At 53.1% G+C, this 16,111-nt stretch carries 16 protein-coding genes; 10 read left to right on the top strand and 6 right to left on the bottom strand.

The features are described 5' to 3' along the window. Positions 1–109: 109 nt before the first annotated feature. Positions 110–739: an RNA methyltransferase gene (locus AAC086_RS19295; protein WP_339781176.1), complete on the bottom strand. Its 630-nt coding sequence runs from the start codon at positions 737–739 to the stop codon at positions 110–112. Positions 740–977: 238 nt separating this feature from the next. Between AAC086_RS19295 and AAC086_RS19290 the strand changes: the two genes are divergently transcribed. The 10 genes from AAC086_RS19290 to AAC086_RS19245 all read left to right on the top strand — a co-directional run bounded on the left by AAC086_RS19290 (position 978) and on the right by AAC086_RS19245 (position 10,834). Beyond that, entirely contained in the window at positions 978–2,030 is a 1,053-nt protein-coding gene (locus AAC086_RS19290) for an AraC family transcriptional regulator (protein WP_339781174.1), read from the top strand. A gap of 113 nt (positions 2,031–2,143) precedes the next feature. Continuing rightward, positions 2,144–3,289 carry an efflux RND transporter periplasmic adaptor subunit gene (locus AAC086_RS19285; RefSeq protein ID WP_339781172.1) on the top strand — a complete coding sequence of 382 codons (1,146 nt, stop codon included), beginning with the start codon at positions 2,144–2,146 and terminating at the stop codon, positions 3,287–3,289. Then, positions 3,286–3,981 carry an ABC transporter ATP-binding protein gene (locus tag AAC086_RS19280; RefSeq protein ID WP_339781171.1) on the top strand — a complete coding sequence of 232 codons (696 nt, stop codon included), beginning with the start codon at positions 3,286–3,288 and terminating at the stop codon, positions 3,979–3,981. Before AAC086_RS19285 ends, AAC086_RS19280 begins: the two co-directional genes overlap by 4 nt. After that, positions 3,981–5,123 (top strand): FtsX-like permease family protein, encoded by a 1,143-nt coding sequence (locus AAC086_RS19275; protein ID WP_339781170.1) that lies wholly within the window; start codon positions 3,981–3,983, stop codon positions 5,121–5,123. The genes AAC086_RS19280 and AAC086_RS19275 overlap by 1 nt, the downstream gene beginning before the upstream one ends. Before the next feature lie 5 nt (positions 5,124–5,128). Beyond that, the gene (locus tag AAC086_RS19270) at positions 5,129–6,331 is read left to right on the top strand and encodes an ABC transporter permease (protein WP_339781168.1); all 1,203 of its coding nucleotides are present in this window, start codon (positions 5,129–5,131) and stop codon (positions 6,329–6,331) included. A gap of 169 nt (positions 6,332–6,500) precedes the next feature. Beyond that, the gene (locus tag AAC086_RS19265) at positions 6,501–6,698 is read left to right on the top strand and encodes a CsbD family protein (RefSeq protein WP_339781166.1); all 198 of its coding nucleotides are present in this window, start codon (positions 6,501–6,503) and stop codon (positions 6,696–6,698) included. 237 nt (positions 6,699–6,935) lie between these two features. Then, complete coding sequence (locus AAC086_RS19260; RefSeq protein WP_339781164.1) at positions 6,936–7,112, top strand: DUF1289 domain-containing protein; 177 nt, start codon at positions 6,936–6,938, stop codon at positions 7,110–7,112. A gap of 128 nt (positions 7,113–7,240) precedes the next feature. Next, a complete protein-coding gene (locus AAC086_RS19255; protein WP_339781162.1) occupies positions 7,241–8,017 on the top strand; it encodes a DUF2470 domain-containing protein in 777 nt (258 codons plus the stop codon). A gap of 223 nt (positions 8,018–8,240) precedes the next feature. Continuing rightward, positions 8,241–9,866 carry a phosphoenolpyruvate carboxykinase gene (locus AAC086_RS19250; RefSeq protein WP_339781160.1) on the top strand — a complete coding sequence of 542 codons (1,626 nt, stop codon included), beginning with the start codon at positions 8,241–8,243 and terminating at the stop codon, positions 9,864–9,866. Positions 9,867–10,033: 167 nt separating this feature from the next. Next, complete coding sequence (locus AAC086_RS19245; RefSeq protein WP_339781158.1) at positions 10,034–10,834, top strand: ABC transporter substrate-binding protein; 801 nt, start codon at positions 10,034–10,036, stop codon at positions 10,832–10,834. Here AAC086_RS19245 and AAC086_RS19240 read toward each other — a convergent pair. From AAC086_RS19240 to AAC086_RS19220, 5 genes are read right to left on the bottom strand one after another with little or no spacing between them, the layout of a single operon-like run. After that, positions 10,831–11,742: a flagellin gene (locus tag AAC086_RS19240; protein WP_339781156.1), complete on the bottom strand. Its 912-nt coding sequence runs from the start codon at positions 11,740–11,742 to the stop codon at positions 10,831–10,833. The two genes, AAC086_RS19245 and AAC086_RS19240, sit on opposite strands and share 4 nt — an antisense overlap. 12 nt (positions 11,743–11,754) lie before the next feature. Continuing rightward, positions 11,755–13,476, bottom strand: a complete 1,722-nt coding sequence (gene flgK / locus AAC086_RS19235; RefSeq protein ID WP_339781155.1) for a flagellar hook-associated protein FlgK — start codon at positions 13,474–13,476, stop codon at positions 11,755–11,757. Between the two features lie 39 nt (positions 13,477–13,515). Next, positions 13,516–13,944 (bottom strand): hypothetical protein, encoded by a 429-nt coding sequence (locus tag AAC086_RS19230; RefSeq protein WP_339781154.1) that lies wholly within the window; start codon positions 13,942–13,944, stop codon positions 13,516–13,518. Positions 13,945–13,957: 13 nt separating this feature from the next. Then, positions 13,958–15,253, bottom strand: a complete 1,296-nt coding sequence (flgE, locus tag AAC086_RS19225; RefSeq protein ID WP_339781152.1) for a flagellar hook protein FlgE — start codon at positions 15,251–15,253, stop codon at positions 13,958–13,960. A gap of 17 nt (positions 15,254–15,270) precedes the next feature. After that, positions 15,271–15,984 (bottom strand): FlgD immunoglobulin-like domain containing protein, encoded by a 714-nt coding sequence (locus AAC086_RS19220; protein WP_339781150.1) that lies wholly within the window; start codon positions 15,982–15,984, stop codon positions 15,271–15,273. Between the last annotated feature and the right edge of the window lie 127 nt (positions 15,985–16,111).

The following is a 16,111-nucleotide window of genomic DNA, read 5'->3' as shown; positions in this document are numbered from 1 at the left end:
CCACCGGCCATCCCCTGATACCCGGTGGTTCCTTACAACGACCATGTTGCCTCCCGCATGGTCGTTGTTTTTTTATGTCGGCCCCTTAAAAGACAGACCGAAACATCAATTAATCATCATCGTCATTTTCAACAAGCGCACCATCAACCACACTGTAATCGGGCGGCGGGGCACGGCGAAAGGTTTCGGGGTTGGCTTTCTTTTTGTCTTTGATGGTGCGAAACAACTGGCGCCCGTGAAACGGCACCGGCTTTTCTTCAATCGGGGCACCGGCACGGATCGGGCGCGGGGCAAAACGGCCCAGTGTAATTAACCGGTCATACATCACGATATTGGCGGCAATCGCCACATTGATGCAAAATTTCATCGGAATTTTCAGGATAAAGTCGCAATGTTCCTGGGTTTCGGGTGACAAATCGCCGCGTTCGGGGCCAAAAACATAAGCCGCACGCGATGGATGCTTGAAACTGGGCAACTCGATCGCATCGGGGGTCAATTCCACCCCGATCAGCGAACAGCCGGTAGGCAGCATCATATTGTCGAGGTCGGGAAAATGATAATAGGGCATCTGTTCGGATGCCTTGGAGGTATCGGTGGCATTGCTGGTTTCGTCTTCAAAATCCGCATCAACGGTGAAGGCAAAGCTGGCACCAAAGGCGTGGGCCGACCGAAACAGGGTGCCGACATTCAAGGGTTTACTGGCCCCCTCGATCCCGATCCCGAAATAACCGCGCATCATTTTCCTCCGTGCTGCACGCCTTGTGCGCTTTCACACACTCCAAAATAAAATTGCCCACCGGCTATAGCCCGAAGAAGTCATCGGATCAATCCCCGCCAAAATCCCGGGTAATACCGTGCCGGTATTATAATCTCGTTGCAAAATCATTTCTGACCTCAATCACGATTGAGGTCGCCTCTCGCCATCGTTTTCGGCAAAATCAGGAGGTTGTTGCCATCCCGGAACCCGAGGCTGCCAAATGCTGTTCATTCCTCTTCCTTTTGTTGTCGCCCTGCTGCTGCTTATCCTGTTTGTCGCAGTTATAAAGCGAGACAACGGCACCACGGCCAATGTTCCCTTTCTGGCACTCATCCTGTTGGGTGCGTTTCAATCGGTTCTTTCCGGTCTGCACTGGGGGTATGATGTAAAAGCAGCCATGTATATAACGCCTGTAACAGCAGCCTTTATGCCACCGCTCACCTATCTTGGGGTCGCTCGACTGGTGCGCAAAAACAACCGGTCGCGCCTTTCCCGGCTGGGTTTTCACCTTCTGCCAGCGCTCATCGTTGTTTTGTGTATGGTAACTCTCACCTGGGCAATCGACGTTGCACTTATCCTTATCTTTATCGGTTATGCGGGGGCTATTTTGCGGCTCATGCGGCATGGCACGGATGCATTGCGTTTGGCCCCCTTCGAAGGGGCCACATCCACCTACCACGCCATCCTCTTTGCCGCCTTTGCCCTTACCCTGTCTGCCGCTCTCGATATGTTCATTTTCCTTGATTTCCTCTGGACCGATGGCGCGCTTGCCATAAAGGTCATTACCTTTGGCAATCTTGGTGCCTTTTTCATTCTCGCAACCGCCGCCAGCGTTGCCAGCCGCAGTCACGTGCCGGTCGAAACACCGGAAACCACGCAAAAACCAAACCTGGCCGAAGACAAAGAAACCATCCTCGCGCTAGAGGCCCTGATGGAAGACCGGCATGTCTATCGTGATCCCGACCTTAATCTTGACCGCCTGTCGCGAAAACTGACAATGCCGTCGCGTCAGATTTCCTCTGCCATCAACCGGACGACGGGAAAGAACGTTTCACAATATGTCAACGAATACAGAATTGCCGAAACCTGCACATTGCTTGCGGAAACGACCACCCCTGTCACCGAAATCATGTTCGATGTCGGCTTTCAGACCAAGTCGAACTTCAACAGGGAATTTCGCCGCGTTACCGACATGTCGCCCCTTGAATGGCGCAAGAAAACGCAAAGCGACGGGCGGGGCGTCGCACAAAAGGCCTCTGCGGAAATATTTTGACCTGAATCGCGATTAAGGACGACCTGAAATACGCTTCAGGTCTCGCATTTTATCCCATCCTGCATGATGTCGGCATCACCACGACCCTTGATCAAAACCGCAAGGTTGCCGACATGCACACAGTCACCGATCACACCAACAAACTTGCCGCCACGCTCAAATCTCTTTCGTTTGAGCCACCTGCGGATGCACCACCACGGCGGGCAAAACGCTTCGGTCTGGTTACCCTTGCCATCGTCATACTGGTTGCCGCCATAACAGCGGCGTTTTTCACCTTCCGCTATGAACCTGCCCTGCTTTTACAAATCGAAAGCATGTTTTTTTCGGTGACCAATGCTTCAGGCAAGACCACCGAAGCACGCATTCCCGCATCGCTTGCACAAGCAGATCAGCAACCCGACAAGCTTTCCTCTGCGCCACCGGTTACGGCCCCCCTAACAGAGATTACCGGTTCTGGTTTTGTGGTTACCCCGCGCACCACAATCGTTTTCTCCAAATATGAAGGCCGGATCACCGATATTGCGGTTCAGCCCGGTGACAGGGTCGAAAAAGGGCAAATTCTGATTAAACTTGAGGACGCAACCGCCCGCTTTGCCCTCGAACAGGCCCAGGCCGACAAGATCAGCGCCAATCTCTCGCTTGCGGCATCCATGATCGATCTCAAGCAGGCCCGCGCGTCGCTTGACCGTATCGAAATTCTGGCCCGGCGCGATGCCGTATCGAAACAACGGCTGGATGAAACACGAACGGCATGGCGCAGTGCCGCGAACGGCGTTGACAAAGCCCGGCAGGAAATTGCCGATGCCGACCTTGCCATCCGCATCGCAAAAGAACGCCTGGAAGAACTTATTATCCGCGCGCCCTTTGCCGGCACAGTTACCCGGTTAAACGCCCATACCGGCGACACGGTACTTGCACGTGCTGACAGCGTCCGCGACAGCCAAAGCCTGCTGACCCTTGCCGATACAAAAAACATGATGATCGACGCCGATGTGGCCGAGACAAATATGGCGAACTTGCATCCGGGATTACGCGGAGAAGCCCTTCTGGATGGTTTTCCAGATCACCCGTTCAAGCTTGAAGTCGTCCGGTTATCGCCCGTCGTTTCGGTCGAAAAAGGCACCATCACGCTGCGCCTGTCCCTCATCAATCCGCCACAGGGCATTCGGCCAAACATGGCGGCACGCATCCGCCTTTTACTGCCGCGTCCGGCCCAACGGCATGAAAGCAGCCCACAAACAGGAGACGCAACACAATGACGCAAAACAGCTATATCGCCCTCGAAGATGGGCAAAAAAGCTATCGCATCGGCGGAGAAACGATCCGGATTTTTTCCGACCTGGATCTGTCGATATCTCAGGGTGACTTTGTCGCCATCATGGGGCCTTCGGGTTCCGGGAAATCGACACTTCTTAACATTCTGGCCGGTATAGACACGCTGGATGCAGGAACATTGCGCATCAACAATCAGCGTATCGACAGAATGGGAGAAGCCGCACGGTCATCGTGGCGAGCCCATAACATGGGCATTGTCTTTCAGTTCTATAATCTGTTGCCGATGCTAACCGCTGCCGAAAATGTCGCCCTGCCCTTGTTGCTAAAACCCCTTTTGGCAGCAGAACGCCGCAGCAGAGTGGCAAACGTGCTTGATCTTGTCGGACTCAAAGGTCGCGAAAAGCAGCATCCCTCTGTCATGTCGGGTGGTCAGCAACAGCGTGTTGGCATTGCTCGCGCCATTGTATCAGACCCCAACCTTTTGCTGTGCGATGAACCGACGGGGGATCTGGACCGAAAATCTGCGGATGAAGTGATGGAAATTCTGACATTTCTGAACCGCGACCTGGGCAAGACCATCATCATGGTGACACATGACCCCCAGGCAGCCCGTTCTGCCAATCGGGTCTTGCACCTCGACAAGGGTCAGTTCATAGACAACGAAAGGGCGGCGTGATGACCTTCCTTAAACTTGCGCGCAAGAACGCCTGGCGAAAGCCGCTTCGCAGCATCTTGTTAATAATCTGTGTTGGCATCGCCTTTTTGATCTATGGCCTGGCAACAAGTTTCGTCGACGGTTCACAAGGAACCGCCGGGGCAAGCGAAGACGTTCTTGGTGTCATGAATGCCGGTGGGCGCCCCCTTACCCTGCCGATTGCCTATCTCGCCCGCATCAAAGCCGAGCCCGGCGTTGCAGCGGTGTCGCCCGTTGCGCGCCTGCGTGGTTTTGTAAATACAGAACGAAATGTCATGGCGCTTAGCGCCGTTGACCCGGAACAGATCCTTGCGGTCAACGGCAAGGAACTTGGCCTGACACGGCACCTGATACAATCCTTAAACCAGGGGCGCGACGGCGTGCTGATCGGCCGTGCATTGGCATCAAGCCAGAACTGGTCGGTTGGCGACAGAATTACCCTTACATCCTTTCAACCAACCCGGTCCGATGGCGGGCGCAATTGGCGTTTTGACATCAAAGGTATTTTCGACGGGGAAAGCAAAAGCACCGATACCTATTTCGCCATCGGCCGCTTTGATTATGTCAATGCCGCACGCACACAGGGCAAGGACCGGGTCGATACCTTCGCTGTGCGTCCTGATCCGTCTGTATCCCCGGCCGAGCTTGCCGCACGGATCGACCATCTCTTTGCCAATTCGTCCGCACCGACCCGCACACAGTCGGAAAAACAGTTTCTCAGTGCCTTTCTGCGTCAATATGCCGACATCACATTGATTGTCGACCTGGTTGTCGGTGCCGCCTTTGTCACACTTTTACTGATCGTCATCAATACCATGATTTTTGCAGTCCGAGAGCGGACATTCGAGATCGCGGTACTCAAGACACTCGGATTTTCCAATCGCAAGATCCTGACTTTAATCCTCACCGAGACGCTGTTTGTTTTTGCCATTGGCGGCTTCACCGGTCTGGCTTTAGCCAAACTTGCAACCATCTTTGCCATGCCTGCACTCGGGCTGGTTTTTTCTCCCTTTCTTGCGCTCAAGGCCACCGTGCTTCTGTTGGCGCTTGGCCTGATGACCGGTCTGTTGCCCGCGTTTAATGCCATGCGCACCCCCATCATCAAAGCTTTCAGAACAAGGTAAGTTCCATGTCATCCCAGGTTAAACAAACGCTCGTGATGATCCGCGCCAATCTCTTTAGTCTGCCACGCCGCCTCTCAATCTCGGTTTCCATGGTGCTGTCGATTGCGCTGGTGGTTGCGGTTCTGGTGGGGTTTCTCGCCATGGCCAAAGGGTTCGAGACAGCCCTTGCCAGTGCGGGTTCCCCTTTGGTTGCCGTTATACTTGGCGGTGGCACCAACCAGGAAACTGGGTCTGATGTGCCTGCCAGCGCGATCCGTAACATTGAGGCAATCGGCGACGATATTGGCGTCATGCGCGATAATACCGGCAATATGGTTTTGTCGCGCGAACTTGTGGTGCCTGTCGAGGTCAGGCAACTTCCAGGTGACACCTCAAAAACACTGGCACTGCGCGGAATGGATGTGCAAGGTGCAGAAATCCGCGACGGCATTGTACTGTCTTTTGGGCGCATGTTCAGGCCCGGCACCCGCGAAATCGTTGTTGGCAATGATTTGGCACGCCGCTTTCCGGGCTTGGACATTGGCAATGTCATCCGGCTCGGCTCGGTCCAATGGACAGTAACAGGCCATTTTTCGGCGCATGGCAGCGCATTTGAATCCGAAATATGGGCCAACCTTGACACAGTTCGCGCGGCTTTCGACCGTCAGGGGGAAGTTCAAAGCCTGCGCTTGCGGCTCAAAGACCCGGCGTCTTTGGCAAGCCTGAACAACAGACTAAAAACGATAACAATTACACCCCTCGTTGCCGTCTCGGAAGCCAGCCTTTATGCGGCCCAGTCCGGTCATGTTTCCCATCTGATCCGGGTATTTGGCTGGCCGCTGACACTTCTGATGGCCATTGGTGCCACCGTTGGCGCCCTTAACACCATGATGAGCTCGGTTTCCAATCGCACGATCGAGATTGCAACGGTTCGCGCCCTGGGTTTCAGTCGTCTTTCGGCATTTTTGGCAACCTGGTTCGAAGCCATTATTCTTGCCGCCATCGGGGCTGCCGTTGGCGTTTTAACCTCGTGGCTTATCTTTGACGGCTGGCAAGCCAGCACTGTCGGGGCAAACAATACCAATATCGGGTTTGCGCTTACAGTGACGCCGGGCATCATGATAACGGCGGGTTTGTTGAGCCTCGCAATCGGCCTTGTCGGCGGGGCTTTTCCGGCACTTGTCGCAACACGGCTTCCTCTGACAGCGGCATTACGGACGCGCACGTAAAAATCAGGAAACGAAAGCGCCTTAACAGGGGCGGTTGTGGAACATCTGCCTCAACAAATCGTTCTATTACCAGTTGGCAGGCGAGAAAGATTATCTCGTCGACGCAGAATTCCCTGCGATCTGACGCCTTAAAACGCATCATCCGATATGACAAGACAGGAGATCCACAATGAATTGGGATCAAATCGAAGGCAAATGGAAGCAATTGCGCGGTAACGTCAAACAGCAATGGGGCCAACTGACCGATGACGACATTGATCGCGTTGATGGTAGCCGCGACAAACTGGTCGGCAGAATTCAAGAAGCCTATGGCGTTGAACGCGAAGAAGCCGACCGCCAGGTCAGCAAATGGTTTGATCGCCTGTAAAAACAGAGGTCAGCGACCCGTTTGCCGACCGTGACGGATAACGCCTTTCCTATCGCCTGAAAGGCCAGATAACGATCAAAGCCCCTTTTGCCCCCCCTTTTTTCCCCCTTGCGCAAAAGGGGCTTGTTTGGAGATCCGCGCACCGGCCATGGCGTAGCAAAATTTATGCTGGTGCGCCTGGCATGAATGATACAAAACAGACAGGTTTAAAAATTCGGGATCAATCTGGTTTCATACATGGCCGTTTCATCGCCCTGCATTGGCATATGCGAACTTGACCCGCAAAAACAGATATGTACCGGATGTTTCCGCAATCCTGACGAAATCGGCGCGTGGGGGAGTGCCAGCGACGGCCAGAAAAAGCGCATTCTGCAAAACGCCGCAACCCGCCGACAGCAAAGCGACAAAAACTGATATTCTATTACCCTGCCTCTCTGTTACAGGGGGTTACAGGGGGCCGGTCCCGGGCGGGCAGCCGGAATATATCCGGTTATCCTGCCATAATGCGACGTTTATGCCCTGCCCGTATTGGAGCATCAGACATGAAACAAACCACCGGCCCCGTTAACAATGCCGCCAGCCTGCGCCGCCTGATGCGCGCCGCCCGGGAAGCCACCCTTGCCACCCTTGCCCACGATCACAGCCAAATCGATGATGGCTGGCCGGTCGCCTCAATGGTGCAGCCGGTCATCGATATTGACGGTGCCCCTGTTTTGCTGATTTCGGAGCTGGCAGATCACACCCGCCATATCCACAATGATCCGCGTGTTTCGCTGATGTTCCGTCCTTTATCCTGCGCCTCAAAGTTGGCGGCATCTGACGAAAAGGACGATAATTTACCGGTTACAAACACCCAGCGCCTGACAATTTTTGGCCGTGCGCACCGCCATGAAGATGAACGCCTCAAGCGCCGCTATCTAACACTGCAACCCGATGCCGGGCTTTATGCCGGTTTTGCCGATTTCGCGTTTTACCGCGTCGAGATTGAAGCTGCCTATTGGGTGGGCGGTTTTGGCAAGCAGCGGCGGTTACGTGGCGACCAACTGGTTTTAACCCAGACACAGGACCTGGCACACCACCACGACACCCTGGTTCAAAACCTCAATACCGATCAGCACGAACTGATTAACCAGATTGTGCAAACACACAGCCCGGAAAATAACGACTCCGCCCCAGGTTGGAAAGTGATGACAATCGACTGTGACGGGATGAATTTGACCTGCAACGATACAGTGTTGCGAATCGAATTTCCTCATACAATTAGCAGCAAAATCGAGGGGCAAAAAATTCTGGTGAAAATGGGTCAGAAACAGTCCTGAAACCTGGCATAAAACGGCAGATTTCCGGCATTTTCTGCATATATGAACATGGCATTTTCACATTCGGAAAAAGGGGCCGAAAATGCGGGTTATTTGCCCAAAGCAGCGGTTGCTTTTGCCATGTCATTGTAACAATATGTCGCAATGTTGGCGTCCCCCCCACGGGTTGCTGACATAATGATAATATAAACCCCAGACTTCTTGTTCCCACTAGGAGAGATCTGTGCTGCAATCAGGACCCGTTGTCAGCCGTGTAGGCCTTGAAAAACATGGCCTCAAAAATCTTGGCGCCGTTCATTGGAATTTGGACGCTGCCGGACTTTACGAACATGCCATTCGTCGTTCGGAAGGCAAGATTGCCAAGGGTGGCGCCTTTGTCGCCCTGACCGGCGAACATACCGGCCGTTCCCCGCTGGACCGCTATATCGTTAAAGAAGAATCGGTTAAAGCCGACATTGACTGGGGCGATGTAAACCGCCCGGTTTCCCCGGATGTATTTGAGCGCATGTATCAGAAAATGCGCGCATATTTCCAGGGTACTGAACTGTTCGTACAGGATTGTTACGCCGGTTCCGACCCGCAATTCCGCCTTCCGGTACGCATTATTAATGAAAATGCATGGCACAACCTGTTTGTGCGCAACATGTTCATTCAGCCGCCGAAAGAAGACCTGCGCGATTTTGACCCCGGCTTTACCATCCTGCATGCGCCGGGCCTTCAGTCTGACCCTGAAACGGACGGAACCCGTTCTGATGTTTTCGTCATGGTCAGCTTCGAGCGTAAAATGGTGCTGATCGGCGGTACCTGGTATGCGGGTGAGATGAAAAAATCGATTTTCTCGGTTCTTAATCATATCCTGCCCGCCAAAAACGTTCTGCCGATGCATTGTTCGGCCAATATCGGCCCCGATGGCGACACCGCCATTTTCTTTGGTCTGTCGGGCACCGGCAAAACCACCCTGTCGGCCGATGCGTCGCGCACCCTGATCGGGGATGATGAACATGGCTGGGGCGAAGACGGCGTTTTCAACTTTGAAGGCGGTTGTTATGCCAAGGTGATCAAGCTGTCGCGCGAGGCCGAACCGGAAATTTATGCCACCACCCAAACCTTCGGCACGGTTCTTGAAAACGTTGTCATGAACAAGCAAACCCGCGAGCTTGACCTTGACGACCAGCGCCACACCGAAAATACCCGGTCGTGCTATCCGATTGAGTTTATTCCCAATGCGTCGGAAAATGGCCGGGGCGGCCACCCGAAAAACATTGTCATGCTGACCTGCGATGCTTTTGGCGTTCTGCCCCCGATCGCAAAACTCAGTTCCGCCCAGGCAATGTATCACTTCCTGTCGGGTTACACTGCCAAGGTTGCTGGCACTGAAAAAGGTGTCAAGGAACCGACCGCCGCCTTTTCAGCCTGCTTTGGTGCCCCCTTCATGCCGCGCCATCCCTCGGTTTATGCCAAACTTCTTGGCGAACTGATCGAAAAGCACGGTGCCGATTGCTGGCTGGTCAATACCGGCTGGTCCGGGGGTGGTTTTGGCGAAGGGTCGCGCATGAAAATCGGTTACACCCGCGCCCTGTTAAACGCCGCCCTGAATGGCGAGTTAAACACCGTGCCCTTCGCAACCGACCCGTTCTTTGGTCTGTCTTATCCGACCGAATGCGGCGACGTTCCGGCCAGTGTGCTGAACCCGCGTGAAAGCTGGTCGAACAAGGCCGCCTATGACAAGGCGGCAGCAAATCTGACATCACGTTTTGAAAAGAACTTTGCCAAGTTCGAAGAACACGTGAATGATGACGTTAAAGAAATTGCCATTCGCAACAGCGCCGAAATCAAAGCTGCTGAATAAGGTTAATTTCTTATTGTTCCAAAAGGGCCGGCCCCGGTTCGGGTCGGCCCTTTTTTTATAACGTCCAATAACGGTAAAGCAAAAAACGGTTCGCCAAGAAACCGCACACAGAACCTTGCAAGAAAAACAGCCAACAGAATTGTTATTTGGGGGCGGGGAGAACCGGGATGACAAGATTAAGGCCAATCAAACTGGGCATTGCCATCATGGCGGTGACAACGTTTTTTGCATATTCAGGTCAAGCCCACGCCACTGAGATACGCCGCTCTGTCACCATGGCCTGCAACCCGTTCCCGCCATCCAAAATAAGTGAAACAGCCCCCCTGCCCGGATATGACATCGAATTGCTTAAAGCGGCCTTTTCCGTGGGAAACTTAACCCTGAAAACCCCGTTTTATCCGTGGAAACGGGCCTATCTTTTAGCCGAGGAAGGCCGCGTGGATGGGTTATGTTCGTGTTCCTACACTGTGGAGCGCGAAGCCGACATGCTGTATTCGGCTGAACTGGGCCGGATCCGGATCGGGCTTTTTTCCATTGCCGGTCGCATATCGCGAAAGATCACCTCGCTTGGCGATGCACGAAATCTGCGTATTGGTGTTGTCGGCGGGTATAACCTGGAAAATACGGCCGAAAATGCCGGGCTGACGGTCATTACCGCCACGCGCGAACAAATCCTGCTGGGCATGCTTTATAACAACCGCATTGATATGATTTATTCTTTTCGCGAACCGGTTATGGTGGCGCACAAAGCACGCAATACCGGGTTAGCGCTGCGATATCATGAAACCAGCCAGGCACCGTATTACAGCTGTATTTCGCGCAAGATCGACGATGCACCAGCACTGTTAAACACCCTTAATAACGGTATCAAAACCATCCGTGCCAATGGTGTTTACCAAAATATTCTTGAAAAATACGGCGTCGCCGATGTTACCGACATCAAGCAGCCCACCGCCTGGACCAACTAACGCAAATAATCAAACAGCGACAGATCCGAAACTTTTGCCACCGCAGAATAGGATGCTTCAAGCTGAACAGACAGGGTATCAAGCCGCACCATTGCTTCGGCAATATCGACTTCCGATAGATCCGACACCATGCTTTCGGCAGTCAGCTGAAAATCGGTATGCATATCAATCACCGATTCCAGTTGGGCATGTACTGACGACATCCGGGTTTGTTGTTCACCAATCCCGTCCAATGCCGAATTAATCAAACTGGTTGCTTCGGAAAGGGCATCGCTGTCAATCGGGTCCGTGCTGGCATTGGCGGCAATGTTCAAAGCCCGCAGGGCATTTTCAAACATATCCATATCGGCGGTCATGCCGTAATCCACCGTCATGCCATCGGCAACGCGCGCGGATGAAACATCGTCATTGCCCGCGTAATAGGATGTATCGGTTGATGACGGCACAGTGATCGCGCCATAGGTCGTGCTATCGACGGTTACCGGCACTGTATCCGTCGCCGACCCGGCATAAAGATAACGGCCTTCATACTGGGTATTTAACAGGGTTGCCATGGTATCAAGGGCAGACTGGGCGGAATCATTCAAGCCGATAACCGTTTTTGTACCGCTGCTTTGTGCAGCTGACAGGTCGCTCAGCATGTCGGTTAAAACATCGGTCATGGTGCTTAGGCTGTCATAATAGACATCCACCCGGCTTTGAATGGATTCAGCCAGATCCGCATAGCTTGTTGCCTGCGAAATTTCAGCCGACAGGCTGGTTAATACATATGCCTGATCGGCAACACCGGCATAATTGGTCGATTTGATGCCTGTGGTGCTCTGCTCGGACGCAGTGTTAAGCTGGGTCTGAACATTACGCATCTGACTGATCAGGGACTGCTGCATGGCGGATGTGGAAACTCTCATGAAATCAAACCGTTACTGAACCATTTGCAACAATGTATCCATCATCGACTTGGTAATATCGATAACAGAGGCGGCAGCGCTATAGGCACTTTCAAGATTGGTAAGGGTCAGGGCCTCTTCATCAAGATTGACCCCGTACTGATTGGAAAAACTTTCCACAAGGTCGCTATAGGCGGCATCGGCAACGTCGGCATTGGTTTGGGCTTCTGACGTTTGCCTTGCCACATCAGACAATAATTCAGCGGCATAATTTGACAGGCTTGACGATGTCGCCCCCATCGCACCAGCCGCCCCGAAAGAAAGGTTTTCGTCAAACAGGGCGGAAAGGCTGCTGGCGACATCGTCACTGGCAACCGCGATAACGTTATCGCCAACCGCAAGGGTGCTGTCGGAAGACCCGCTGCCTGTGGGCAGCAACGAAGAATTGTCGCTCCAGACACTGTTAATCGACATGTCTGCCGCCGATGTGCCGATGAACATGTCGTTAAAACCGAAATAATCGGAAAAACCCTGTTCATCTGCACCAACAGAGGCATCCATATTAATGATCGCGACATTCACATCATCGCTGGCAGCCGCGATGGTCATGGTGCCATCATCATTCAGGGTCGCGGTAAGGGTGCTGCTGGCATTGATGGTATCGACCAGATCTTGCACCGTCGAAATTGTCGACAGATCAATATCAAGGATTTCAGCGGCATCGCCATTATCGTCGGTGGCAACCAGACGTACCGTCCCGGTCCCCGAAATCGCATCCCCTGCCGCCACATTCTGGCTTGAAGTCAGTTCGTCCGCCCCGGGATAGGCCGTTCCCATATTGGTTATGGCATTGATACTATCCATCAATGTCACCGCCATATTATCAAGCTGGTCCTGAATGGCGGGCAGGGTTTCATCGCGCAGATCGATCAAACCGCCCAGCGTGCCGCCATCAATTGAGGATGTAACCGCCTTGCCATTGACCGTAATATCGCCAAACGTGGTATCGGCATTAACCGCACCCGAGGGCGTATAGGAAAGTTCGTGAACCTGACTTCCGACCAACTGGGTCCCGCCCAGATAAACCTGCGTCTGATTTTTTGAATCGGTGAAATAACTAATATTGACCAGTTCCGACAGGTCATTGATCGCCTGGTTACGGGCATCGTTTAGCTCGCTTGCGGCAGATGTGCTGGCATCAAGGCCGGTCAGTTGTTCATTGTAAGACTGAATCTGATAAAGCAGGTTGTTAACCTGCTCAACCGTTTCATCGATTTTCTGATCGGCATTACCACGTTCACTTTGAACGGTTTCCGACAATGTATTGAGGTTGTTGGAAATATTCTCGGCATCGGCCAGAACCAGCGATTTTTGCGATGTACTACTGGCATTCGAGGCCAGGGTCGCCAGCGATGTTTCCAGTTCGGTAATCATGGTCGAGAGGGAATCATCGTCGCCAACCGTACCAAAGGCCGAACTGACCGTTGTCAGCGGGTTGGTAAAAACATCGGCATAGCCGCTATCGGTTGCGGAACCACTGATCGATTTTAACAGATATTTATCAACGCTCGACCCGGTCGCCGTAACATTAACCCCGGTTGTCGAACCTGCCTGGGTATTGGTAGCCAGGCTTTGAGTTTTGGCGGTATAGCCCTCGACCGACGCGTTCGCAATATTGTTCGACGCCACCGCAATGCCGGACTGGCTTGCCTGGAGCGAACTTAATGCTGCGGACTGGGCGGCACGAATGGACATGGAACCTGCCTTTATGTCGTCGGTTTCAGGGAAGGGGGATTAAAGCTTCATGTTCAACAGAACGTGGGAAAAATCAGTAGCAAGGTCGCCATCACGGTCATAGCGGGTGGCACTATCGGGACGGACGGCCAACCAGCCGGCACGAATGCGTTTCAGGCAGGCATCCTTGCGCGCCAAAAGCCGGGTGTTGTTGCGATCAAGCTTCTTTTTCAGTTCGCTGACCATAAAGAAACTGTCGTTAAAACAGGCGATTGGACCTTTAATCGATTTCTGGGCCAACTCGGCTTTAAGTGCGACTTCCAGCTTGCCCTGAAGTTCAATTTTCTCGGCCGTGATACCGGGCAGAAGATCGTATTGCGCCTGTTCGAGGATGCGAAATTCGACATCCAGAAGCGTATCAAGCCGCGACAAAATGTCGGGCAATGCCCCAGACGCAGGCATCGATGTTTGAGCCTGATTATTCATCATTGGTCCCCTGTGCCTAGTTTACTGCCGAAATCAGCGTGTCATACATATCCGAGGTGGTTGAAACCACCTGGGCGGCCGCCGAATAAGCCTGCTGAGCGATAATCATTTTGGAAAATTCGGTGGTCGTATCGACGGTGGAACCTTCAAGCGAGTAACTGGAAATATCGCCTGTCCCGCCATTGCCCGGGGTATTGAGAACATAGTCGCCCGATACATTGCTTTGCTTGAAAACTGTATCGGAATAAGCCGTTAGCCCGTTGGGATTGGCAAAATCAGCCAGCACCACCTGATAGATCGGCTTGGTTGAACCGTTTTCAAACGTCACCGACACCACGCCATCATCGGAAATGGCAACCGATTCAACTTCGCTGTAATTGCTGCCATCGCTGGTCACAGAATAAAGTGTCATGTCGCCGTCGCCATCCTTCGATGCCGATTGCTGCAAACCGTCGGTGCTGCCAGACGTTCCCAGATCATTGGTGATCGTGCTGTCATTGGCACCTGTGGTCCAACCCGTGATCGTCAAGGTCGAACTATTTGTCACATCAGTGCCGGAGGCATCGGTGACGGCAGAAAGGTTGCCCGTACCATCAAATGTAATGGTCAGCGGCCCGCCCGACGATGTGCCGGTAACCGTCGTGCCGTCCGACGTCCGAACCGGGTCGCCATAGGTCAGTTCCCATTCGTTGGTGCCGGTTTTTTCATAGCTATAGGTCACGGTGTTGCTGGTCCCAAGGGAATCGAACACTTCGACATCAACCGAAAAACTGTCACCCACTTCGGCGTCGGCCGGTAAATTCATCACTGTCAAGATATTTGATGTCGCATCAGCGGTGCCGGTCAGTTCATTGAGGTTGATGGTGCTTAGCGCCGAGGTTGAACTGGGCACGGTACCCGTTGCCGGATCGCCGTTTTCATCAACCGCATACCCCATCAGATAATAACCGGAACTGTTGACCAGATTGCCGTCATCATCCGTGTCAAAGTCACCTGCCCGGGTGTAATAGACATCGCCGCTTTCATTGGTGACGACAAAAAATCCATCGCCGGAAATGGCAAGGCTGGTGACATCGGAATCAGTCTCGACCAACCCCTGGGAGGTAATATTGGTTAGCGTCGTTGTCGTCACACCATTGGCATAGCCCTGGGTCGAAGACCCCGGTGTTGTTACCAGCGAGGAAAACGATGCCGAACTGTCCTTGTAACCAACGGTGCCACTGTTGCTGATATTGCCCGAAATAACCCCTAGCGACGTAGATTGGGCATTTAGCCCCAAAACGGCCGAACTCAGTGCGCTGCTCAGGCTCATGATATCAATCCTTCACATCAGGAAACGGTTTGCGTGCCCTGGACATCGTCCAGATCAACATCAACGCCATTGACGTACAAAACGGCGTCATCCCCGGTCAGGTCCAGGGCGGACACCACACCAGTCATCAAGGTTTGGGAATTTACGGATGCGCCGTCGCTGTCTGTGGCCGTTACCGACAGGGTATAAACACCCGATGTCGCAACCGATCCGTCACTTTGGGTGCCGTCCCAAACAAAATTGTTTGATCCTTCGTCACCGGTTGTCGTGGTCTGATAAACCACGTTGCCGTCTTCGTCCGACACACTGAGATTGACGCTGGCGGCGGCGTCCTCAAGAACGAAATACCATTCTGCTTCGCCATCTTCGAGCGGGGCACTGTCGCCAAGGGCAACAATGTCAGTGCCCAAATATGATTGCGCCGCCGAATTTTCGACCACCCCCTGAAGCGACTGCAACGAACTGCTCAGATCCGTCAGCAGGGAATTATTTTGCTCGGCCAGATTAAGCTGCTCGAAGGTTGCAAGCTGGGTTGTGATTTCCGATGTGTCTTCGGGATCTGTCGGATTCTGGTTTTGCAACTGGGTCAGCAACAACGTCATATAGGTTTCGTAGGTCGATGATGTGCTGCTGTCGCTATCCGACGAACTGGTTGTGCCCGACGATGTCGTGCTTGAAGTTGACGCTGCGGCACTTAAAGTACTTGTTGTCAGACCGCTCAGGAAACTCATCACCGCCTCCGGGAAATAACATGATCATGGATCGCTTTGTTAATTTCACGGCTGGGCTGGTAAAAACTGGCGCACAAATTTCAATTATTCGTGCCATCCATAAAAAAAGAGCGCCAAAGCGCCCTTT

The organism is uncultured Thalassospira sp., from assembly GCF_963976115.1.
Taxonomy (GTDB): domain Bacteria; phylum Pseudomonadota; class Alphaproteobacteria; order Rhodospirillales; family Thalassospiraceae; genus Thalassospira.
The sequence above is the reverse complement of the archived record's forward strand: the minus strand, read 5'-3'. Positions and strand labels throughout refer to the sequence as shown.